The following is a 20,633-nucleotide window of genomic DNA, read 5'->3' as shown; positions in this document are numbered from 1 at the left end:
GCATGGGTTCTTCTTCAAGCTCTGGCAGCGTTCTGAATCGGACTTGAATCTTTGCTCAACCACCAACAATGATTCGTGCCGACAGCACACCCGCGGACGCCATAAAAAACCGGTGGCAGCAGCCACCGGCTTCAGTGATCCCATGAAGGGATGAATTCAGCTTGGTCAGGGACGGAAACCTGCAGGCTCAATTAAGCGAACTTGATTGCCACGGGCAGTGAACTCACGGCCCTGGTCGCTTTGCACGACCACACGTCCTCCGGATTTGACGCGAATGACACGGGCACGAACCCAGCCGAGGGCGGCTGATTCGAGGACCTTGACCACATCACCAGGTTGAAGATCCAACTCCATGCTCGAAACTAGGAAACTGCAGAAGGGGCCATCGGACGCGCCGTGGAGGACTTGAACCCCCGACATCAGGTTTTGGAGACCTGCGTTCTACCAACTGAACTAACGGCGCAAGGCGATGGGCCCCTCGACCATCACAAAAGCGATGGCATTGGATTGAACGAGGCCTAAGCCTCAGCGATCGAAGCGCTGCTTCACGCGGGTGGCCTTGCCCACCCGTTCCCGCAGATAGAAAAGCTTCGCCCTACGTACCTTACCGCGGCGCTCCACCTTGATGGAGGCAACTTGAGGACTATGCAGCATAAAGACTCTTTCAACGCCGATGCCCTGAAAGATCCGACGGACCGTGATGGTCTGATTGACCCCGCCGTGACGCTTGGCGATCACCACTCCTTCGTAGGGCTGGACGCGTTCCTTGTTGCCCTCGCTGATGCGAACGCCGACACGAACAGTGTCCCCGACATAGATGTCGGGAAGGTCGGTTTTCTGCTGCGCTTGCTCAAACTCTCTGATCAGCTCAGCAGGTTTGAGGCGTGCAGCCTTGGTTGCGGCTGGAGCAGCAGTCTTCGGGGACTCGTTCTCAGTGCTTGTGACGTCTGCGCTGTCTTGTGCAGATGTGTCTTTCTGGTCCGCTGCCATCCCAGCTCCGGGTAATCACGCCAAACAACCAGCTTACCCTGCCGGCCCACCGTCTACTGAGCGTTTTTTCCAAGCGTTTCTCCAGGACTGCAACATCATTCCTCCGCCGGTGATCAACATCCAGAGCACTCCCAGTGCATTGAGAACAACCACGACGGGTTCAAGCTGCGGTCCCAGCCATTCCCCTTCATGCAGGCTCATCAGCCAGTGGGCGCTGTCTCGACTCACTCCGAACCAATCGCGCGCGACCCGGTAGCTCAGACCTGTGATGACTGTGGTCATCAACGGCAGAAGAACCAAGGGCGCCACCCTGCTGTGCCAGCGCCGCAGTCGTGCCATCCAGAGAGCCACCGGCATTAGCTCGTCACCATTGATAGCGTGACAGCAGGACGTCGGGACTGCCCGAAGGAATCACCGATGAACTTGTTCGCTGATCTGCTTGCTTCAACCAAAACCGGCAGCGTGACTGCCACAGGCCCGCGCATCCAGCAGCGTCGGGGAGTGGAGATCAAGTCGGCGAGAGAGCTGAAAATCATGGCCAAGGCCAGTCGCATCGTGGCGACTGTGCTCCGGGAAATCATGGAGATGGTCGAGCCCGGTCAGACCACCGCCGATCTGGATGCCCATGCCGAGCGGCGCATCAGGGAAATGGGAGCAACCCCAAGTTTCAAGGGATACCACGGGTTCCCCGCCAGCATTTGTTCCAGCATCAACGATGAGGTGGTGCACGGCATTCCCAACAACAGGAAGGTGATTCATGCCGGCGATTTGCTCAAAGTGGACACGGGAGCCTTTTACGAGGGCTATCACGGCGACAGCTGCGTCACCATCTGTGTGGGAGAGGTCAGTGATCAGGCGGCAGCCCTCAGCAAGGTGGCTCAGGAATCACTGATGGCCGGATTGGCTCAGATCCGCTCGGGGAACACGCTGCTCGATATCGCTGGAGCCGTTGAGGATCGTGTCCATGAAGGTGGTTTCAGTGTGGTGGAGGACTACACGGGTCATGGTGTTGGCCGCAATCTCCACGAAGAACCTTCCGTGTTCAACTTCCGAACGGACGTTCTGCCGAACGTGAAGTTGCGTCCTGGCATGACCCTGGCTGTGGAACCGATCCTGAACGCCGGCAGCAAAGCCTGTCGCACGCTCAAGGACCGCTGGACTGTGGTCACCCGCGATGGCAGCCTGTCCGCGCAGTGGGAACACACGATTGTCGTGACATCCGACGGATGCGAGATCCTCACGGATCGTGGCGATTAGCCCACAACAGTCGGTTGTAGGTCAACCGTCCCAGCTCAACCAAAGGCATCGCCAGCAAGGTGAGTGGATTGGGGGTCACGATGATCAGTGGCAGTCCCAAGTCGGCTTGCCAAAGAATCTGACCTGCCACGAAATCAGCTGACATCACACCGATCGGATTGAGGTCAGAACGGAACGGACCGAGCACCAGCTTGCGTAGGGTCGGCAGCCTGGTCCGTGGCTGACGCGGTGCACTCCAGCGCAGGCTGACGAGTTGGCCGATCAAGCGCTTGCTCAGTTCATAAGCAGGGCTCAGGGCCGGTTGGATCTCGGCTTCCGATGTGTTCACCCACAGTTCCGGTGGAGATGAGTCTTGCTGAAGGTTCCTCTCCAGCTGCTCAAAGCGCTGCAGAAGCCTCCATTGGCTGAGAGCATTGATCTCAAGTGCGTTGTTCAGGCTCTCGGGGCTCTGGTCGCCTCCGGGGTTAATGCCGTGGTTGAGCACAAGCAGATCGAGACCCCTCAGGGTGGGATCGAGTTCCTCTTCCTTTCCGCAGTTCCAGCAAACCCACTCCTGTGGTCCGGTCAGACTGTTCAGCTCCGTTGGCTTAGGGCGATGACTCAGAGCAACGACCCAGGCGCCCTTTTGTCTGAGTCGGCGCGTGAGTGCACGACCCAGTTCACCTCCTGCTCCAGTGATTCCCACCCTGCGACCTGACCAGGTCTCTGCCATGGAGCTTGAGTCGGAGGTCCTTCGCAAAGGCTGGGACATGGCGGTGAACTGGTGCATGCTTTGAACAGCTCGACGGTATGACGTTGTCCAGTCCGTCCAGTGACGCCCAACTGGCGCTGTTCGCTCCTTATTGCGGGGGGCTCCGTCGAGAGCAGTCCCTCAGGCATCCTCTTGAACAACTGCCACTGGGCCAGTTCGATGGCGAGCGAGTCCGCAGTTCTCAGCCCCATCGATACCTGCTGACCTGGAGTCCTGCCAATGCCCCGCTGCAGACGTGCCGCTGTGAGTTGCGATTTCAGGAACAGGGTGATCAGCTGTATCCGTTCGAATGCCCTGCGCATCAACTGCTCGATTGGCTGATGCAAGTTGTGGAAGCTGGCCGTCAGGATCTGCCGGACAGCTTCTGGCAGTGGTTGTTGCTTGAGCAGATTGAGGAGGATGGTTCCCCTTAAATTGTGGGAATCAACCTCAGATCTCCCTGATGGGCTCAACGCTGCTGATCGGATCCTGTGAACCCTTCAGCGGTAAGTCCGCCCTAGTGCTCGGGATTGCAAGGCATCTGCGCTCGGTCGGCATTCGGGTTCTTTTTGGAAAACCGCTTGCCACAAGTCTGGACTGGGAGTCTGATCAAGGCGTTCTGCCTTCGCCGTTGATCGATGACGATGTCCGTTTTGTCGGAGAGACCCTCGGTCTTCCTCATCAGGACCTGATCCCCTCTCTGCATCTCCTCTCTCCAGAGACTGCACAGCAACGGCTTGCGAAGGGAACCTTGGCTGCTGGAGAAGGTCTTGAGCAACTCAGGACCAGTCTTGAGCAGTCAGAAAACAGTGTCACCCTGCTGGAAGCCGCCGGCAATCTCCATGAGGGTTTGCTCTACGGCCTGAGTTTGGTGCAACTGGCCCGCGATCTCCACGCACCGGTTGTGCTCGTGCACCTTTGGGAAGACAGTCGCAGCGTCGATGCGTTGCTGGCGGCCAGTCAGCAGCTCGGTGATCGACTCCGCGGGGTGGTGCTGAACGCAGTCACTCCTGATGATGTGGAAAGCCTGGAACGTGATGTCGTGCCGTCTCTTCAGGCCCTTGGCATCCAGGTGTTTGGTGTGATGCCCCGTTCTCCTCTGCTGCGCAGCGTCACGGTGGGCGAACTCGTGCGTCGGCTCGATGCTCGGGTGATCTGCTGCAAAGAGAAGCTCGATCTGTTGGTGGAGACTCTCAGCATCGGGGCGATGAATGTGAATTCAGCAATGGAGTTCTTCCGCCGCCGCCGCAACATGGCTGTGGTGACAGGAGCAGATCGCACCGATATTCAGCTGGCAGCCCTGGAGGCTTCCACGCAATGTCTGATTTTGACCGGTGCTGGAGATCCACTCCCCCAGTTGATCAGTCGAGCGGATGAACTGGAAGTTCCCCTGCTCAAAGTCGAGCAGGACACACTCGGGACCGTTGAAGTGATCGAGCAGGCGTTCGGTCACGTGCGACTGCACGAAGCGGTGAAAGCGACTTATGCCTTCCGTCTTGTGGAAGAACACTGCCGGCTTGCAGACTTGCTCAGTGCTGTGGGACTGGAACACCTTGTCATCGGCTCAAAGTGATGGTCCCGACAGGGTTCACCGCTGCTAGCGTCTGGGAACGCTCGCAGGTAGTCATTGAGCCGATCCCTTGATCTTCCTGCAATGGACAGGGTCGACACCCTTGCCCAGGAATTGGCCTTGCTCCAAGACAAGGGAGCAAGGAGGATTGCCATCCTCGGAAGTCGTCATGTTCCCGTGGTCGCCATCCACCTGATCGAGCTGATCGCCCGATCGCTTGCTCAGGAAGGCCACTCTCTCGTCACATCAGGTGCGCAGGGGGTCAATGCAGCCGTGATTCGAGGAGTGCTGGCTGTGGATGCCTCCAAGCTCACGGTGTTGCTGCCGCAGAGTCTGAGTCGCCAAGGGCCTGAGATCCGTGATCAGTTGGAGACGGTTCTGCACCTGATCGAGAAGCCTGAGCACGACGATCTGCCTCTGCCGATGGCCAGCAGCCTCTGCAACCAGGACATCATCAGTCGTTGCGACCAACTGATTTGCCTGGCTTTCCATGACAGCGAGACATTGCTTGCCAGCTGTCGCAATGCCGAAGACATGGGCAAGGTGGTCAGCCTGCTCTTTTTTGACTGACCTTCAAGGCGAAGGCGGGGTTGGCAGAACCTGAAGCCTGGTTCCCTCCCTACTGATCACAAGCACGCGATCTCCGGCCTGCAGAGGAGTCTCGATATCCAGTGAACTGGCAGCCCAGCTCTGGCCATGCCAGCGAACCCTGCCTTCTCCTCCGGGCTGAATCGGGGCCAGGACCTCGGCTGTGTTGTCTTTCAGCAGTCGCCGTCCGGGCCGTGGATTGCGTTGCGATGACCACCTGGTCAGCCAAAGCGTTCCCAGCACTGTGATGAGACTGAACAGGAAGATCTGAATCCAAACCTGCAGCGGCAGCAAGGCTGTCACTACGGACACGACAAGACCGGCGAAGACGCCGAACATCAAGCCATCGAAACTGGGCTGCACCAGCTCCACCACCAGCAGAACACCAGCCACCAGCAACCAGATCAAAGGACTCCAAAGAGTTGGCATGTCTGATGGCTGCTCCCCCTCACTTTGGGGACTAGCGTCGCTTCAGACATGCATTCGTCATGGAAGCGCTGCTGAGCCTGCCTGCACTGATCCTGATCGCACTTCTGGGCAGTGGAAGCGTCAAGGTCACCAGCGGAGGCCGCTCGCGTCTCGTCGAGCGGCTTGGCAAGTTCGACCGTGAGTTGCAGCCTGGGCTCTCTGTCGTGATTCCCGTTGTCGAACGGGTGGTGAGTCATGAGTCGCTCAAGGAACGGGTTCTGGATATTCCCCCCCAGCTCTGCATCACGCGAGACAACGTCTCGATCGAGGTCGATGCGGTGGTTTATTGGCAGTTGCTCGAGCATTCCCAGGCGTATTACGCAGTGGACAACCTGCAGGCAGCGATGGTGAATCTGGTGTTGACCCAGATTCGTGCCGAGATGGGCAAGCTGGATCTCGACCAGACCTTCACCACTCGCAGTGAGGTGAATGAGCTTCTGCTGAAGGAGCTTGATGAGGCCACCGATCCATGGGGTGTGAAAGTGACTCGCGTTGAAATGCGCGATATCAATCCTTCGCCGGGCGTTAAGCAAGCGATGGAGGCTCAGATGACTGCCGAACGGGAGAAGCGCGCTGCGATTCTGCGTTCCGAAGGAGAAAAGGAAGCCCAGTTGAATGAGGCGCGTGGCCGTGCTGAGGCTCTCGTGCTTGACGCACGTGCCCAGAAGGAGGCAATTCTGCTGGAGGCCGAAGCCCAGGCGAAGCAGCAAGGTGTGATGGCTGATGCGAAGTCCGAAGCGGCACGTGTCATGGCCAGGGCACTGTCTGAGAGCCCGGAAGCGGAAGAGGCCGTACGGCTGATGCTGGCTGAAAACTGGATGGCCATGGGGCAGCGCATGGCTGACTCTCCGGCCGGCAGCGTGCTGATGGTGGATCCCCAGTCACCTGCCTCACTTCTGGCTGCTCTGAAGCAATTCCAGCAAGCCAAGGATTAGGCAGCTAGTAGAGCTTTGACTCCTTCGATGTAGAGGATTCCGGTGCAAAGCAGAGCACCGGCCCAGCACAGTCCTCGCAGGGGCGGAACATTGGCCACATAGGCCGGCAAATAAATCAGACGCAGCACCGGCTGGAGCAGAGCTGCGGGGATGGCAAGGCCCTGAAGCTCTCCGATTTGCAGCACGGCGATCAGGGCTAGAAGTGCTGCTGGAGCATGAAGGCTGAACGCTTCGAAGCTGTTCTGATGGGCCCAGCTGGCTCGTTTCCCCCAGTCTGGAAGGCGGTCGAACATGGCCCTCGGAGCTTTCATGTCGTCCAGGGTGAAGTCTGCCTGTGAACGGGCAGCACCCAGGGGAATGATGCTGGCGATCACTACAGCTCCCGAGAACACAAGCGACAAGGCATAGGGCGCCGAGGGTGTCTGGGTGAGAAGGTCCGTGATGAACACAATCAAGGCAATCGCGGTTGAAACGATAGTGATCGACTCTCGATCGACGCGATCAACACGTCTGGATCACCAATTCGTCTGCGTCCGTTGTCCTTCTGGCTGCCTGAAGCGGGGTTTGCAACGCAGTTGCTGATTGAAGATGACGCTTTTATGGCTATCCGTCTGTTGTTAGATCTCCTGCTGAGAGCGGCTTCAAGAGCGTTGCTAACCTTCAACCACTGACGATTGTTCAATGGCTTCGTATTCATTTGATGTGGTCTCTGATTTTGACCGTCAGGAGTTGGTGAATACGCTTGATCAAGTCCGTAGGGACGTTTCTCAGCGCTATGACCTCAAGGATTCTGGTACTGAGATCGATCTTGAAGACGCAGCGATTGTGATCACTACGGCCAGTGACATGACCCTTCAAGCTGTTGAAGATATTCTGCGAGCCAAGGCGACAAAAAGAAATCTCTCTTTGAAGATTTTTGATTTCCTGGCGGCGGAGACAGTGGGTGGTAATCGTGTGCAGCAGACCGTTCAATTGAAGAAGGGACTCAGTCAGGAACTTGCTAAGAAAATGAGCAAGATTGTCCGAGATGAGCTTAAGAAAGTAACCGTGGCGATTCAGGGAGATAGTCTCAGGGTGACAGGCAAGAGTAAGGATGATCTCCAGCAGGTGATTCAGTTGTTGCGTTCAAAAGAGGATGAGCTGGATGTGCCTCTTCAGTTCGAGAACTATCGCTGAATTTTAGAGACTCAAATTGATCTGTATGCCTCCGGCCCAGATGCCTGGGACTTTGCCTTCACAGACTGGATTAATAATCCATTACTTCACTGGTTGAATTTGCAAGATTTCCGAAACATCAAAGGAATCATTCAATTCAATCGCTCCCTCGTGGCTCAGCCAAGGGTTGATGGTTGGGCTGAAACTGGTTCGACCTAGTTCCAAAGTAAGAACGTCAAGCAGTCGGCCAAGAATGATGCCTTGGCTCCGCGAGCCACCTGCGTTAAATGTTGGATAAAGGTTATTGGCAGGGTCCAAGTTCACTATTCCACCACTGGCTTCACCTGGGTCTGCAGTGATGGAACCACGAGGGTCAGCTCGATCACCGCCTTTTTGATTTGGTTCCCCATGCCGATGCTGAAATGTGGCATCGGAGTGACCCAGATTCAGGCTTTAGGCGATCGCAGCGAAGCTGTCGCGGAACGCCTGAATCGTGGCTTCGATGTCTGCGTCGGAATGGGCCAGGGAGGTGAACCCTGCCTCGAAGGCAGACGGAGCTAGATAAACACCACGCTCGAGCATGGCGCGATGCAGTTTGCCAAAGCGTTCAGCGTCTGTTGCCTTCGCTTCTTCAAAGTTGCGCACAGGTCCTTCGCAGAGGAAGAAGCCGAACATGGCGCTCACGCTTCCACTCGTGATCGGAAGGCCTGCAGAGGTTGCTGCTTCCTTGATGCCAGCGACCAGTTTTTCAGTGGAGGCGGAGAGCTTTTCGTAGCTACCGGGCTGTTTCAGAAGCTCAAGTGTCTTGATGCCCGCCGTCATGGCAAGGGGATTTCCGCTCAGGGTGCCGGCCTGGTACATGGGGCCTGCAGGAGCCACCATCTCCATGATTTCGCGTCGACCGCCGTAGGCACCTACAGGAAGCCCTCCACCGATCACCTTGCCCATGGTGGTGAGATCAGGGGTCACGCCGAAATGGGCCTGGGCTCCGCCGTAACTGATGCGGAAGCCTGTCATGACCTCGTCAAAGACCAGCAGAGCGCCGTTTTCCTTGGTGAGTTCGCGCAAACCCTCGAGGAAACCAGGCTCAGGCTGGATAAATCCTGCATTGCCAACGATGGGTTCAAGGATGACGCCTGAAATGGCATCTGGGTTTTCAGCGAATAGCTGCTTAACAGCCTCCAGATCGTTGTAAGGCGCGGTCAGGGTATTGGCTGTGGTGCTGCGGGGGACGCCAGGTGAGTCAGGCAGGCCGAGGGTGGCCACACCGGAACCGGCCTTCACCAGGAACATATCCGCATGGCCGTGGTAACAACCTTCGAACTTGATGACCTTGTCGCGACCTGTGAAGGCGCGCATCAGACGCAGCACAGCCATGCAGGCTTCGGTGCCGCTGTTCACGAAGCGAACCATCTCCACGCTGGGAACGGCGTCGATCACCATCTCCGCCAACGTGTTTTCGAGTGCGCAGGGAGCTCCGAAGCTGGTGCCCTTCTCAATCGTTTCCTGCAGCGCACTGATTACTTCTGGATGGGCATGACCGCAGATCGCGGGTCCCCAACTGCCGATGTAGTCGATGTATTTGTTGTCATCAACGTCCCAGGCGTAAGCGCCCTTGACCCGATCGAAGACGATCGGCTGGCCACCCACAGATTTGAATGCACGCACTGGGGAGCTCACGCCACCAGGCATCAGAGCCTGGGCGGCACTGAAGAGCTCCTGGGAGCGACTGGTGTTCAAGCTTGGTGCTGTCACGGGGGCGGATGCCAAAGGGCCGATGCAAACCGTGCCACATCCTGACCCAAGAACGTGCCAAAACGGCTGATCTGTGTACGAAGAGCGGATTCCGGAACTTGTGATACGAGCCTCGGCATCGTGTCTGAGCTCCTGATCAACCCGTCTATGAACAGCGTCTGAGCTGGATTTGAGCCGATTTCAGCCTCATGCGGCGTTGCATCACCTGCGCAAGAACGGCTTGTTTAAGACTGTGACGGATCGAGCATGAACTTGCCCTCCCTTGCTTCAGACCAAAGCAACAGAGCCTTGGAATCGCCTTTTTGCGATCAGATTGCTTCAAAACAGCCTGTGGCTTAATCCATGCCGAAGCTGTCCGGATCGTCCTCGCACTCCTCCTCCAACTCCCAGGAGAGGTCAACGACCACAGGTGCATGGTCGCTGGGTTGCTCGCGGTCGCGCTCCTGTTTGTCGATCTGGCAGCTCAGGGCAAGCTCCTGCAGGTCGGAGCTGAGATAGATGTGATCAATTCTCCAGCCGGTGTCGCGGTTCCATGCACCGCTGCGGTAGTCCCACCAGCTCCAGTGACCGCTGCCCGATTCGAAAAGACGAAAGGCGTCTTTGAGATCATCTCCAAGCGCTTGAGCAAGGGCGTTGCGTTCGGAGTCTGAAGCCATGATTCCGCCGCTGAGACGATCAGGGTCATGCAGGTCTCTGGCTTCCGGTCCGATGTTGAAATCACCGACCATGCAGAGCGGCTCATCCCTGGCCTGAGCTGCCCGCAGATATCTCTCAAGGCATGAGAGCCACTTCAGTTTGTAGTCGTATTTCTCGGATTGGAGGCTGGAGCCGTTTGGCACATAGAGGTTGACCACCCGGATCCCATCCACTAGAGCACTGATCACCCTCTTCTGCTGGCTTAGTTCTTCAGCTTCAGGATCAGCCTCCAGTTCTCCCATGAACCCCAAGCGCACATCTTCCAGAGGCTGCCGGCTGATCAGGGCCACGCCGTTGTATGACTTCTGACCATGGAAGCTGACCTCGTAACCCCTTGAGCGGAAGGGTTCGAGCGGAAAGAGTGGATCATCAACCTTGGTCTCCTGAAGGGCCAGCAGATCAACATCGCTCTGATCCAACCAGCGGAGGACGTGATCCAGTCGCGTGCGAATCGAATTGACATTCCAGCTTGCGATCTGCACTGAGACCCTGATGCACCTGATTGGAGACCCTTAGCATCACCCGGAACCGAGCATTTGATTTCATGCAATCGCTCCGCGTGACTTCTGGTCTGGCGTTCGCTATCTGCAGTGGCTTGCTTTCGGTTGGCCCTGCTGCTCAGTCTCAGACCACGATGTCACAGCCGACTGTGCTCGAGCGCAACGAAGACCGCGATATCTTCAACACTCTTCCAGGTGAATCCAAGCAGAAGGGATCGGTGCTGGATGTCACTAATCCCATGGAGTTGATGCGTTCTCTGCGTCAAGCAACGTCCATGAACGATGCCACCGATCCAGTTGATGCAATTGATGAGGCACTCAGGGATTTTTCACAGCCTTAGGGCCTGGACTTGCCTGTCGATTGCGAGCCGCTTCGAGCGCCCAGCGCAGTTCAAGTGTCTCTAGATCCATACCCGTTGAGGCCAAATTTTTGCTCAAGGGCATGGCTTTGCGCAGCAGAGCGATGGCATCGTCTCCTCGACCTTGATCCCGTTTCAGCAGGGCAAATGCCAGTAATGGTTCAGGTCGTTTGGGGTTGTCATTGATCAGATTGCGATAGCGATTGGCAGCAGCTTTTGATTCTCCGGACAAGCGCTCGAGATCGGCCAACAACAACCCCAGTTTCAGTCGCCGTGTAGCTGGCAGGGAGTCGAAACGTTTGTTCAATTGCTTCATTGGCTCTGTGACCTGGTCGGTCTCCTGTGCGAGAAGAGCCCATAGGGTCATCACCTCAAGCCGATCGGGGTGAAGTCGCTGCAAAGGTCTCAGGATGCGAACCGCTGCTTCGCGATTTCCGTTCTCGTAGTGAGTGCGAGCCAGCAACAGTGCCCAGCGCCAGTCGCTCGGATGATCCTGAACCTGGATTTTGAGAACCTCCAGACCTGAGACGTCGCTGTCGGAGGACTGGCTCTGGAGAGTGGTTGCAGAGGGCGTCTCGGGCCAGATCTGGTTCACCATCCAGCCTGCGATCAAACAAAGGCAGGCGACTGCGCCCAGCTTTGCCAGAGTTTCCGTTTTTTGACGGCTGTAGCCCGGCACCGTGTCGTGGGAGCGCCCGATCAGTCTGAGGCTCTTTGTCGAAGCTGGCTAGAGTTGCTGCGGGCCAGTGGATGCCCCTGAATCTGATGCGCGACCATCCCATTTCCGCGGTAACCGAGCCGCTGCAGTACCGGGCAATCGGCGTCGTGCGCGGACTATTCCGGCCCGAATCTGAAGATCAGAGCACCCGTGGCCATTTGATTGATGGCGATGGTCACGAGATTGATGCCGTTGTTCTGGGCCGCATGCTGACGTTGATGCGCCGTCATCTCGATATGGGCAAGCCTCACCTCTGGGTGGTGTACCCGCGGTGCAGGGAGGCCGGTCAGTTGCATCTCCAGATCGCTGGAATCTGGGAGCCGAGCACTCTTTCAGCTTCGGATGCGGAGACGGAATCTGGTGACACATCCATCGATGCGTTGCCTGAAGGTGACGATTATTTCTCGATCAGGGGCGAGCTCATTTACACGAAACCGGAAGCTTCGGAGGTTGTGGTCAAGGTGCGTCAGCAACCCCGCGCTGATGGCTTTCGGCCCTTGCCGTTCAAGTTGCAACTCAGTGGTGAGATTGAGCTTGCGCACCTGCGCCATTTCGTCAGCTTGGACGTGCGTCGCGAGGGACAGATGCTTCAAGTTCAGTCCGCCGAGGTGATCGCTCCGATGCCCACCCGTGGTGGCAAGGGGCGCGGTGGTGCCTCCCGCCGCCCCGCAGACCGCAGTCGGACGGCTAGCAGCTGATGAATGCCTCTCCGGTCTCCAGTACTACTGCCGGTTTGGCGGTGGCCGGTTGCACAGGGCTCGCGGTGTTCGGACCGCTTGTAGGCCTCTCGCCTGCCTGGATCGCTCTGCTCGTGGGTGGCGGCTTGCTTGGACTCACCATCGATGCCTCGCAGTTGGAGGGAATGGGCGGGCATCTTCTGGCTGAAGCTCTCCCTGGAGGAAAGATGCGTCTGCGACGGGTGGCGCGCCATGAGGCAGGTCACTGGCTGGTTGCGCGTGAGGAGGAGATGAAGGTGCGTCGCGTTCTGGTGGGCACTCGTCCCTGTCTGGAAGCAGGGCTGCGTAGCAATGGTGCCACCGAATTCGAGCTTCCGGATCAGGTTCGATTACCCCTGGAAGACCTGCGCCGCTGGAGTCGTGTCCTGCAGGCAGGGATGGTGGCTGAGACCCTCCTGGAGGGATCCGCACGTGGCGGGGCTGATGATCGGGCACTGCTCGGCAGGATCTGGGGATTGTCAGGTCAGGATGTGGCCACCGCACAACGCGAGCAGCGCCGTGCTCGACGTGAGGTGGAACAGTTTTTGAAAAAGCGTCTTGAGGATCTGGATGTCATCGCTGACAGGCTGCTGGAGGGCCTCGATCCGGAGCTGACATGACCCCTGGCAACGCCGCTGCCTACGTGGTGGACTGTCCCACCGGTCTGGCCGGAGACATGTTGCTGGCGGCCTGTCTTGATCTGGGGGTCCCCCCTGAGGTAATTCACGCCCCTCTGCGGGGGCTTGGCTTTGAGAACGCCTATGTGCTCCGTGTTGAGGAGGCAAGAAACGGCGGTTTGCGTGGACTCCGTGTGGATGTTGAAGGGCGAGACCCCCATCCATCGCATCGACACTGGGGAGAGTTGCGCCAAAGGATCGGCAATGCCGTGCTTGCTCCTTCATTGCAGGCGCGGGTGCTGTCAGTGTTCACGGCCCTCGCTGACGCTGAAGCAGCCGTTCACGGCATTCCCGCTGACCAGGTGCATTTCCACGAAGTTGGAGCCATTGACAGCGTGGTGGATGTGGTTGGTGTCTGCGCTGCCATGGAGCATCTACAGCCGCTGTCGATCTGGTGCGTCCCTCCTCCAGCGGGACAGGGCTCAGTTGCCACAGCTCACGGGCGGCTGCCGGTCCCTGCTCCAGCAGTTCTCGAGCTGGCGCGACGTCATGGTGTGCAACTGCGCTGGGGCGATGACTGGCCGGAAGCTGAGCTCACAACTCCGACCGGTCTGGCTTTGATGGCTGTGCTTGCTGACGGGTTCGGATGGCCAGATCAGTTGGCTCCAGAGCTTGTGGGAACTGGCCTTGGTCATCGTCAGCTGGACCGTCCCAACCTGTTGCGCCTCATTCGCCAGCACCCACAGCCTCCTGTTGAAACCAGCCAGCCCCGTTGGCAGGACCTGATCATCCAGGAGGCTTGGATTGATGATGTGTCGGCTGAAGCCTTGGCATGGCTTATCCAGCAGCTGCGTGATGCGGGTGCCTTAGACGTGGCCTGTTGTCCGTTGCAGATGAAGAAAGGTCGTCCAGGAACTGCCGTCACGGCCCTGGTGCTGCCTGATCAGGCAGAGGATCTGCGCCGGATCTGGTGGAGGGATAGTCCAACGCTGGGACTGCGCGAACGGCGTCAGGGGCGCTGGGTGCTGCCGCGTCGTGGAGGAGTCCTCCACACTCCATGGGGCGAGCTGGCGGCTAAGCAGGTGTTGAAGCCGGATGGAACCCAGTCCGTGAAGCCCGAGCGGGATGCCCTTCAGCAGCTTGCACAGCGCGCGGGTCTCTCTCCAGAAAATCTTTGGCAGCAGCTTTCCCAGGACACCCCTGAGTTCAATGCTCAGCAGGAGTGGACATGCTGAAGCTTTTCCGATCCCTGCTGTCGGTGAAGCCCCCCGGAGGCCTGAAGCTGTGGATCACCCTGATCACGTTCGGATTTGTGGGCTGGGCGCTGGCGGGTCATGCCGTAGGACTGCGCTCTTTGTCGATCACGTCTGAGGGCTGGTGGTGGCTTGTGCTTGCTCTCGGCCTCAGTTGGCTGAGTTTGGTTGCGAATGCGGGTGCTTGGCAGGTTCTGGTGCGATGGCTGGGCCATGGCTCAGGTTCAACACCGCTTGTTTCTCTGTACTTGAGCAGCAATTTGCTCAAATACTTGCCCGGCGGAGTGTGGCATTTCCTTCAGCGTGTGCGGATCTTGGGCCCTTCCATTGGTACGGGGCCGGCACTTGTGTCCGTTTTGCTTGAGCCCATGTTGATGGCGGTGGCTGCCCTGCTCTGGGTCCCCTTCGGTGGCTGGCAGAACGGCCTGGCCTTGCTGACACCGCTCCCCGCTTTGCTGCTGTTGCCACGCTGGAGAGAACCTTTGCTCTGCAGGCTTGAACGCATTCGTTTAAGGCAACTCAACCGCTCTGATCCTGATCTGGGCTCCTTGCCTCCTCTGGAACAGCTGGGCAGTGGGCGTGATGTTTATCCCTGGGCACCGCTGATGGCCGAGTTGGTGTTCATCGCCTCACGCTTCTCTGGTTTCTGGTGCTGCATTCAGGTGTTCGGGCTGACCTCGGTGCTGCCGATTGGCCACTGGATCGCAGCCTTTGCCCTGGCGTGGGCCACAGGACTTGTGGTCCCTGCTGCTCCAGGGGGTTTAGGTGTGTTTGAGGCAGTGTTGCTTCTGCGCCTGGGTTCGTCCGTGCCGGAGGCAGCACTGCTTGCAGTGGCACTCAGTTATCGCCTTGTGGTCACTCTTGCGGATCTGCTGGGCGCGGCAGGCGTGAAGGTGGACCGGCTGATTGCCGATCGTTGGGATCAGCTGAGCGCTTCCCCGCAGTCTTCGCCGGGCTCTTCCAGCTGAACAGTGCAGTGCTCGATGCCCTTCTGGCGCATCGCTTCCCTGACTTCGCTCAGCAGCTGCGGATCCTGGAGGCTCAGTTCAGCAGCCCTTTGGAGGTGAACAGTGAGGGCAATGCGCGTTCTGCCGATGGACCAAATGTGCAGGTGGTGGACACCCTGCACGCCAGGCATGGCTTGCAGATCGGCCAGAACGGCTGCCGGATCGATCCGATGGGGAACCTCATCCATCAATTCGGCCAGACCATCGCGCAGCAACATGATTCCGAGCCATCCCACGCTCAGGCCGACTCCAAGACCTGTGAGTGGATCAATCCATCTCCAGCCGGTGATTCCGGCGACCAACGCGCTCAGCAGCACCGCAGCTGAGACGGCTGCATCGCCAAGGAGGTGAAGAGCTGCTGCTCGACGGTTCAGATCCCCATGATGATCGGAACCGAACAGACGGGCAGAGACCAGGTTCACGAACAGACCAGCGCCTGCGGCAATGGCGACCGGCCAGGCCACCACTAGCTCCGGTTGACGGAACCGTTGGACGGACTCCACACAGACCACCGCGGAGGCCATCAAGATCAATACAGCGCTGGCGACGGCTGCCAGCTGGGTCGAGCGTCCGAATCCATAACTGAATCGCCCCTTTGCAGGTTTCTGGCTCAGGCTCTCCGCGCCCCAGCCCAACAAGAGGCCCATCACATCACCGACGTTGTGCAGGGCATCGCCGATCAATGCGATCGATCCGAAGGCAATCCCCACGGCGATCTGTAAACCGCTCAGGCAGGCATTGAGCACAACCGTCGAGCGGAATGCCTGCCGGCTGTGGCTGTGGTGGTGATGATGTTCCAGTCGACCTCGGTAGTTAAAACCATGATGGTCACAGTCTTGCCGGCTTTACCGTCGCCAGCACAGGCACTTCCCTGCCCTCTGGCGGCTGGCTGGGAGTTGATTCACTATGTTGAACTCCCAGACCTGGGATTAGATGGAGCGCATGTTGGTGGCTGCTCCGCTGTGGCCTATCAGCGAAAGCATGACCGCCTCTGGTTGCTGAGCGACGCACCCACTGGCTATTTGGTTTCTTTCACTGGCCTGAGCCGTCTGTTGCAGGGTGAGCAAGTATCGCTGAGGGGTTGTTGACGTTTGCTGTTGAGGGATCGAAAGGGGGCACCTCTGCCGGCAGACTTTGACGGTGAGGGCCTGGTGCTCAATGGCCATCAGGTCTGGATTGTCAGTGAGGGGCGCCGATGCCCTTTGAGACGGGCAAGACTGCAGCGTTACAACCTCTTGAACGGACGCCTGTAGCGCGAGGTATCGATCCTTGCTGATTGGCAAGAGAGGGAGGGGCAGGGACTTGCCTCCAATCGAGGACCTGAATCACTCACGCAGATGGCATCCGCTGATCTGGTCATGGCAGCCGAAGCTCCGCTGATTCAGGACAGGGAGAAACAGGGTAAGGACTGGGTTCGGATCGCTCATCTCCGCCCCGGCCGGATCAGCTTCTCGAACCCCTTGGCAGATTCGAGATTGGACCAGCAGGTGCATCGGCCAGTCGGAAGCGCGGTTTGACCGAACTGCTGGACCTGGAGGGAGATGCAGCAGTTCTTGGGCTGCTGCGCAGTTTTGCCTTGCCTGCGGGGTGGTCTGCCCATCTTCAGGTTCTGCGTCTGCCGGGAAGCGAGTCACCGTCAGCTCCGCCGATTCAAGCGATGCAAAGTTGGGATCTGTTGGCCGATGGTCTGCCATCAGCTGCTCTTCCATCAGCCAACTGGGAGGGCATGGCCTGGGGGCCGGTGATGAAAGACGGTCGAATTTCGCTGGTGCTGTTGAGTGACGATGGTTTTCACCCTTTGCAGAGCAGCTGGCTGTCCGTTCTGGCACCGCGGCATGGACAGGACTTTGCTCCCGAGCGATTCACCTTCTGAGCTCGGCAATTACTCCGTATCCCGATCCAATCGGGGAACCAGGGCTGATGAAGCAATCAGACCCAGAACCAGGATCATCAGTGCCGGCCAGAGAGCAGCAGCCAGTCGTTCATCGCCTGCGTACTGATAAACCCTCACAGCGAGCGTATCGAAATCGAAAGGTCGTAGCGCGAAAGTGAGCGGAAGCTCCTTTACGGTGTCCACGAACACCAGCAGGCTGCCAACAAGGATTGGGCCTCGTAGAAGTGGCAGGTGAACCCGTCTGAGCACGGCCGGCCAACGCAAGCCCAGTCCTGTTGCTGCTTCGTCAAGGCTGGGAGAAAGCCTCTCCAGAGCTGCATCAATTCCACCTTTATTCACCGCGAGGAAGCGGTCGCTGTATCCCCAGAGGAGAAGCAGGATTGGAGACAGTTGCCAGGGTCCGCCAATCACCAGCAGGGCGAGCGCCAGAACAGCGCCCGGTATCGCATATCCCATGCCCGCCAGAAACGTCACACCTCTGAGCCATCTGGCACGACTCCAGCGTTTGGCAATGGCCAGCAACAGGGCTGCTACGGCCGCCAGCAGGGTCGCTGCCAGCGCGAGTCCCAGAGTGCGCAGGGTGAGCAGAAGTAATTCGGGTGTCAGGCCGGTGGCCAACTGCTGCCAGTTCATTCCGCCCCACACCAACGGAATGCCGATTGTGATCAGCGGCGGGATCGCTCCAAGCACCTGGGCTGAGAAGGCCCGTCCGCCGCTCAGCATCCATGCCGGAGATTCTCCTCCGGCGACCCCTTCGGACCAGCGTCGGCTGCGGCTGCGCAGACGACGTTCTCCGAACAGAAGGATCAGCACGATGCTGAGGGTGATCAGGGCGAGTCCCACAGCTCCCGTGGGATTGCCTTCCATCCTCCAGGCCTGAACGATTCCGGCCGACAGACTGGGAATGCCAAGCAGTTCCACGGCCCCAAGCTCATTCACGACCTCCATGCCCATCAGGGCAATGCCGGCTCCGATTGCTGGTAGGGCCATGGGTAGTGCGATCCGGCGGAAACTGTTCCATGGCCCCACTCCTAGTGAGCGGCAGGCTTCCAGTTGCCGGCGTCCACAGATGGTGAAGCTTTCGGTGCTGAGCAAGAACACATAGGGGTAGGTGGTGAGCGCCATCACCGCGATTCCCCATCCCATCCCGTTGATGGTGATTCCCTCCAGACTGCCGATATCCACCAGAGTCGCCGCCAGTAGATACGAAGGATTGGCCAGCGGTAGCAGCTGGGCTATCCGCAGCCAGCGGCGACCTGGGAAACGACAGTTCGCCAGCAGCCAGCCGTTGGCGGTACCGATCACCCCTCCCACGAGGCTCGTGCCGAGCAGGAGAACGACCGTGCCACGGATTTGGAGCAGTCCGTCTGGGCCCAGACTGGCGTTTCCCGTACTGAAGCCTCGCAGGCCTTCGCCCAGCAAACCGATGACCGGCAGCAGGGCAAGGAACGCAATCGCAACGGCTCCCGCGACCAGCAAAAAGCGGCCTGACACCATGCGGCGTGTCCTGGCGAGAACTCCTTGATCAAGAGGGTCTGCCGTGGAAGATCTGTCGCTGTTCACGTTTTAATTATTGGCAACGACGGGTGTTCAGGGGCTGAGCACGCTTTCGGGTCTCTTGCTTGAATCCAGCCAGGGTGGCGGTTTCCATCCAGACTGAATCTGATGTGTCGAGGAAGGAAGGCTGGCAAAACAGTCGCAACAGCAGTTTTGAGAAGGGTATTCAATAACTTTGCTGCATGCATGAAAAAACCCTCAGCAAAGCGAGGGTTTGAGCAGTGAATCAAATTCAAACGTGCTGTTCAGCGGTCACTGCGACGCACGGGGATGGGAACAAGGGCGGGTTCCATCAAGCCACCACCACCGTTGTCGTCATCGGAATCGAGCAGCAGCCAGAAGGCAAGCGCCAGAGCCATAAACAGACCACCTGCCGCGAGAACTTCAATCATGCCCTCTCCTAATTGCATGCCAGCTTAATCGTGTTTGCTGAATACGGGGCAACTTCGCCTGCACTTACAGATCAACAGGCACGACAACGCATTCTTGAAGCTGATGTCTCAGGGCGTCATGGTCGAGTCCACGGCCGATCAGCACCAGTTGGTTCTTACGGGTTCCGGTCCAGTCGCTGTCGTCGATTGAGAAGCGTTTGCCTGCCAGATGGAATACGTGACGTCGCTCGCTTTCCTTGAACCAGAGGATTCCTTTGGCTCTAAAAACGCTTTCAGGCAGGTGGTTGTCGAGAAAATTCTGAAAGGCTCTCAGATCAAAGGGATCATTGCTTGAGAAGGACAGTGACGTGAAGCCTTCGATGGCCAGATGATCCGCGGATTCGTGGTCATGGCTGTGCTCATGGTCATGGCTGTGCTCATGGTCATGGCTGTGCTCATGGTCATGGTGGCTGTGGCCGTGGTCATGGCCATGGTGGCTGTGGCCGTGGTCATGGCTGTGGTCATGGTCATGGCTTTCGTTCACCACTCGGTCGGATTCGAACAGACCCACGCTCAGGAGAAGGGGCAGCGGTACATCCCCCTTCACTGAGTGCAGAATGCGTGCATCCTTTTTGACGTCGCGCAGCTGTTGTTCGACATCCTTCACGCGCCCTTCATCGACGAGATCGGTCTTGTTGAGCATCAGGATGTCGCCATAGATCACTTGTGATCGGCCGACTTCGCTTTCAATGGCCTCTGCTCCGAAGTTTTCAGCATCAATCAAGGTGATGATCGAGTCGAGCCTCGTCAAATCACGCAGCTCGCTGCCCAGAAACGTCATGGCAACGGGCAGTGGATCAGCCAGACCTGTGGTTTCCACCACCAGGTACTCGACCGGTTTGGGTCTGTTGAGGATGCGGTCGACGGCCTCGAGTAGCTCGCCGTTAATGGAGCAGCAGATGCAACCGTTGCTCAGTTCGACCATGTCTTCGTTGGTGCTCACCACCAACTCGTTGTCGATGCCGATCTCCCCGAATTCATTCACGAGAACAGCTGTTTTCAGACCCTGCTGATTGCTCAGGATGTGGTTCAAAAGCGTCGTTTTCCCTGCTCCAAGAAAGCCAGTGAGAATCGTCACCGGCACAGCGGCTCGCTTCACGCTGGATGTCATAGGAAAATTGCCTGCCTAGGAATCATTCTGGCAGCGGCTTACAGCAAGGCGTCGATGGATCGCGCCAGCTCGGCATCCAGATTGCTGAGCCCTCCCAGGTCGTGCGTGGTCAGTTCGATCGTCACCCGGTTGTAGACGTTGCTCCAGTTGGGATGGTGCTGCATCGATTCCGCCAATAGGGCAACCCTGGTCATGAAGGCGAATGCCTCACTGAAATCGCTGAACTGCCACTGGCGCTTGAGGCGCTCATCCCCCACCTGCCACTGCGTCAGAGTGGTGCGAAGGTCTTCGCGTTCCTGAAGGCTGAGCAGTGCTGCCATTGGACA

Annotated in this window: 29 protein-coding genes and 1 tRNA gene; 15 read left to right on the top strand and 15 right to left on the bottom strand. The window is 58.2% G+C overall.

Annotated elements, in window-relative coordinates; genetic code table 11:
- Positions 1 to 165 precede the first annotated feature (165 nt).
- The 4 genes from DXY37_RS01875 to DXY37_RS01860 all read right to left on the bottom strand — a co-directional run bounded on the left by DXY37_RS01875 (position 166) and on the right by DXY37_RS01860 (position 1,347).
- A complete protein-coding gene (locus DXY37_RS01875; protein WP_006043540.1) occupies positions 166 to 354 on the bottom strand; it encodes a hyperconserved protein Hcp in 189 nt (62 codons plus the stop codon).
- 36 nt (positions 355 to 390) lie between these two features.
- Positions 391 to 463 (bottom strand) — tRNA-Trp (locus DXY37_RS01870).
- A gap of 62 nt (positions 464 to 525) precedes the next feature.
- On the bottom strand, positions 526 to 990 hold the full coding sequence (rplS, locus tag DXY37_RS01865; RefSeq protein ID WP_115125095.1) for a 50S ribosomal protein L19: 465 nt from the start codon (positions 988 to 990) through the stop codon (positions 526 to 528).
- Between the two features lie 33 nt (positions 991 to 1,023).
- A complete protein-coding gene (locus DXY37_RS01860) occupies positions 1,024 to 1,347 on the bottom strand; it encodes a peptidase (protein WP_082824963.1) in 324 nt (107 codons plus the stop codon).
- A gap of 60 nt (positions 1,348 to 1,407) precedes the next feature.
- Between DXY37_RS01860 and map the strand changes: the two genes are divergently transcribed.
- Entirely contained in the window at positions 1,408 to 2,247 is an 840-nt protein-coding gene (gene map, locus DXY37_RS01855; protein ID WP_115125094.1) for a type I methionyl aminopeptidase, read from the top strand.
- On the opposite strand, the gene DXY37_RS01850 is transcribed toward map, so the two are convergent.
- Entirely contained in the window at positions 2,228 to 3,016 is a 789-nt protein-coding gene (locus tag DXY37_RS01850; protein WP_115125093.1) for an SDR family oxidoreductase, read from the bottom strand. The genes map and DXY37_RS01850 overlap by 20 nt on opposite strands.
- A gap of 20 nt (positions 3,017 to 3,036) precedes the next feature.
- Between DXY37_RS01850 and ebsA the strand changes: the two genes are divergently transcribed.
- Genes ebsA through DXY37_RS01835 form a run of 3 tightly spaced genes read left to right on the top strand, consistent with a single transcriptional unit; the run spans position 3,037 to position 5,117 of the window.
- Complete coding sequence (ebsA, locus tag DXY37_RS01845; protein WP_115125092.1) at positions 3,037 to 3,411, top strand: type IV pilus biogenesis protein EbsA; 375 nt, start codon at positions 3,037 to 3,039, stop codon at positions 3,409 to 3,411.
- A gap of 29 nt (positions 3,412 to 3,440) precedes the next feature.
- Positions 3,441 to 4,550 carry a phosphotransacetylase family protein gene (locus DXY37_RS01840; protein WP_115125091.1) on the top strand — a complete coding sequence of 370 codons (1,110 nt, stop codon included), beginning with the start codon at positions 3,441 to 3,443 and terminating at the stop codon, positions 4,548 to 4,550.
- A gap of 54 nt (positions 4,551 to 4,604) precedes the next feature.
- Positions 4,605 to 5,117 (top strand): DNA recombination-mediator protein A, encoded by a 513-nt coding sequence (locus tag DXY37_RS01835; RefSeq protein WP_115125090.1) that lies wholly within the window; start codon positions 4,605 to 4,607, stop codon positions 5,115 to 5,117.
- Positions 5,118 to 5,120: 3 nt separating this feature from the next.
- Here DXY37_RS01835 and DXY37_RS01830 read toward each other — a convergent pair whose 3' ends face one another.
- Positions 5,121 to 5,564, bottom strand: coding sequence for an NfeD family protein (locus tag DXY37_RS01830; RefSeq protein ID WP_115125089.1), 444 nt, complete (start codon positions 5,562 to 5,564; stop codon positions 5,121 to 5,123).
- A gap of 59 nt (positions 5,565 to 5,623) precedes the next feature.
- Between DXY37_RS01830 and DXY37_RS01825 the strand changes: the two genes are divergently transcribed.
- Positions 5,624 to 6,538 (top strand): SPFH domain-containing protein, encoded by a 915-nt coding sequence (locus DXY37_RS01825; protein ID WP_115125088.1) that lies wholly within the window; start codon positions 5,624 to 5,626, stop codon positions 6,536 to 6,538.
- Here the strand turns inward: DXY37_RS01825 and DXY37_RS01820 are convergent.
- Complete coding sequence (locus DXY37_RS01820) at positions 6,535 to 6,987, bottom strand: MAPEG family protein (RefSeq protein WP_115125176.1); 453 nt, start codon at positions 6,985 to 6,987, stop codon at positions 6,535 to 6,537. The genes DXY37_RS01825 and DXY37_RS01820 overlap by 4 nt on opposite strands.
- Before the next feature lie 87 nt (positions 6,988 to 7,074).
- On the opposite strand from DXY37_RS01820, the gene DXY37_RS13650 reads away from it, so the two are divergent.
- Together DXY37_RS13650 and DXY37_RS01815 are read left to right on the top strand one after the other, a co-directional pair.
- On the top strand, positions 7,075 to 7,209 hold the full coding sequence (locus tag DXY37_RS13650; protein ID WP_256377356.1) for a hypothetical protein: 135 nt from the start codon (positions 7,075 to 7,077) through the stop codon (positions 7,207 to 7,209).
- Between the two features lie 10 nt (positions 7,210 to 7,219).
- Positions 7,220 to 7,714, top strand: coding sequence for a YajQ family cyclic di-GMP-binding protein (locus DXY37_RS01815; protein ID WP_115125087.1), 495 nt, complete (start codon positions 7,220 to 7,222; stop codon positions 7,712 to 7,714).
- A gap of 432 nt (positions 7,715 to 8,146) precedes the next feature.
- On the opposite strand, the gene hemL is transcribed toward DXY37_RS01815, so the two are convergent.
- Together hemL and xth are read right to left on the bottom strand one after the other, a co-directional pair.
- Positions 8,147 to 9,448, bottom strand: coding sequence for a glutamate-1-semialdehyde 2,1-aminomutase (gene hemL, locus DXY37_RS01805; protein WP_115125175.1), 1,302 nt, complete (start codon positions 9,446 to 9,448; stop codon positions 8,147 to 8,149).
- A 335-nt stretch (positions 9,449 to 9,783) separates the two neighbouring features.
- Positions 9,784 to 10,626 carry an exodeoxyribonuclease III gene (gene xth, locus DXY37_RS01800; RefSeq protein WP_115125085.1) on the bottom strand — a complete coding sequence of 281 codons (843 nt, stop codon included), beginning with the start codon at positions 10,624 to 10,626 and terminating at the stop codon, positions 9,784 to 9,786.
- Positions 10,627 to 10,688: 62 nt separating this feature from the next.
- Between xth and DXY37_RS01795 the strand changes: the two genes are divergently transcribed.
- On the top strand, positions 10,689 to 10,985 hold the full coding sequence (locus tag DXY37_RS01795) for a hypothetical protein (protein WP_136975525.1): 297 nt from the start codon (positions 10,689 to 10,691) through the stop codon (positions 10,983 to 10,985).
- On the opposite strand, the gene DXY37_RS01790 is transcribed toward DXY37_RS01795, so the two are convergent.
- On the bottom strand, positions 10,963 to 11,601 hold the full coding sequence (locus DXY37_RS01790; protein WP_170951741.1) for a lipopolysaccharide assembly protein LapB: 639 nt from the start codon (positions 11,599 to 11,601) through the stop codon (positions 10,963 to 10,965). The two genes, DXY37_RS01795 and DXY37_RS01790, sit on opposite strands and share 23 nt — an antisense overlap.
- Before the next feature lie 167 nt (positions 11,602 to 11,768).
- Between DXY37_RS01790 and DXY37_RS01785 the strand changes: the two genes are divergently transcribed.
- From DXY37_RS01785 to DXY37_RS01770, 4 genes are read left to right on the top strand one after another with little or no spacing between them, the layout of a single operon-like run.
- Positions 11,769 to 12,419, top strand: coding sequence for a hypothetical protein (locus DXY37_RS01785; protein WP_115125174.1), 651 nt, complete (start codon positions 11,769 to 11,771; stop codon positions 12,417 to 12,419).
- Entirely contained in the window at positions 12,419 to 13,057 is a 639-nt protein-coding gene (locus DXY37_RS01780; protein WP_115125082.1) for a hypothetical protein, read from the top strand. The genes DXY37_RS01785 and DXY37_RS01780 overlap by 1 nt, the downstream gene beginning before the upstream one ends.
- Positions 13,054 to 14,289, top strand: a complete 1,236-nt coding sequence (gene larC, locus DXY37_RS01775) for a nickel pincer cofactor biosynthesis protein LarC (RefSeq protein WP_115125081.1) — start codon at positions 13,054 to 13,056, stop codon at positions 14,287 to 14,289. The genes DXY37_RS01780 and larC overlap by 4 nt, the downstream gene beginning before the upstream one ends.
- On the top strand, positions 14,283 to 15,275 hold the full coding sequence (locus tag DXY37_RS01770; protein ID WP_115125080.1) for a lysylphosphatidylglycerol synthase domain-containing protein: 993 nt from the start codon (positions 14,283 to 14,285) through the stop codon (positions 15,273 to 15,275). Before larC ends, DXY37_RS01770 begins: the two co-directional genes overlap by 7 nt.
- Here DXY37_RS01770 and DXY37_RS01765 read toward each other — a convergent pair.
- Positions 15,230 to 16,060, bottom strand: coding sequence for a cation diffusion facilitator family transporter (locus DXY37_RS01765; protein WP_244276780.1), 831 nt, complete (start codon positions 16,058 to 16,060; stop codon positions 15,230 to 15,232). The two genes, DXY37_RS01770 and DXY37_RS01765, sit on opposite strands and share 46 nt — an antisense overlap.
- 90 nt (positions 16,061 to 16,150) lie before the next feature.
- On the opposite strand from DXY37_RS01765, the gene DXY37_RS13570 reads away from it, so the two are divergent.
- The 3 genes from DXY37_RS13570 to DXY37_RS13560 all read left to right on the top strand — a co-directional run bounded on the left by DXY37_RS13570 (position 16,151) and on the right by DXY37_RS13560 (position 17,187).
- Positions 16,151 to 16,402 (top strand): hypothetical protein, encoded by a 252-nt coding sequence (locus DXY37_RS13570; RefSeq protein ID WP_244276779.1) that lies wholly within the window; start codon positions 16,151 to 16,153, stop codon positions 16,400 to 16,402.
- A gap of 177 nt (positions 16,403 to 16,579) precedes the next feature.
- Entirely contained in the window at positions 16,580 to 16,831 is a 252-nt protein-coding gene (locus DXY37_RS13565; protein WP_371637772.1) for an esterase-like activity of phytase family protein, read from the top strand.
- Positions 16,828 to 17,187, top strand: a complete 360-nt coding sequence (locus DXY37_RS13560) for an esterase-like activity of phytase family protein (protein ID WP_244276777.1) — start codon at positions 16,828 to 16,830, stop codon at positions 17,185 to 17,187. Before DXY37_RS13565 ends, DXY37_RS13560 begins: the two co-directional genes overlap by 4 nt.
- 9 nt (positions 17,188 to 17,196) lie before the next feature.
- Here DXY37_RS13560 and DXY37_RS01755 read toward each other — a convergent pair whose 3' ends face one another.
- The 4 genes from DXY37_RS01755 to DXY37_RS01745 form a co-directional block, all read right to left on the bottom strand.
- A complete protein-coding gene (locus tag DXY37_RS01755) occupies positions 17,197 to 18,705 on the bottom strand; it encodes an iron ABC transporter permease (protein ID WP_115125173.1) in 1,509 nt (502 codons plus the stop codon).
- 305 nt (positions 18,706 to 19,010) lie between these two features.
- Positions 19,011 to 19,157 carry a hypothetical protein gene (locus tag DXY37_RS13150; protein ID WP_170951740.1) on the bottom strand — a complete coding sequence of 49 codons (147 nt, stop codon included), beginning with the start codon at positions 19,155 to 19,157 and terminating at the stop codon, positions 19,011 to 19,013.
- Positions 19,158 to 19,221: 64 nt separating this feature from the next.
- Positions 19,222 to 20,307 (bottom strand): GTP-binding protein, encoded by a 1,086-nt coding sequence (locus DXY37_RS01750; RefSeq protein ID WP_115125078.1) that lies wholly within the window; start codon positions 20,305 to 20,307, stop codon positions 19,222 to 19,224.
- A gap of 38 nt (positions 20,308 to 20,345) precedes the next feature.
- Complete coding sequence (locus DXY37_RS01745; RefSeq protein WP_115125077.1) at positions 20,346 to 20,627, bottom strand: 4a-hydroxytetrahydrobiopterin dehydratase; 282 nt, start codon at positions 20,625 to 20,627, stop codon at positions 20,346 to 20,348.
- Positions 20,628 to 20,633: the final 6 nt, after the last annotated feature.

Origin of the sequence: Synechococcus sp. GEYO, assembly GCF_900473955.1 — a bacterium.
In the GTDB taxonomy this organism is placed as follows: domain Bacteria; phylum Cyanobacteriota; class Cyanobacteriia; order PCC-6307; family Cyanobiaceae; genus Synechococcus_C.
Note: the sequence above shows the minus strand (reverse complement) of the source record. Positions and strands in the feature narration are given on the sequence as shown.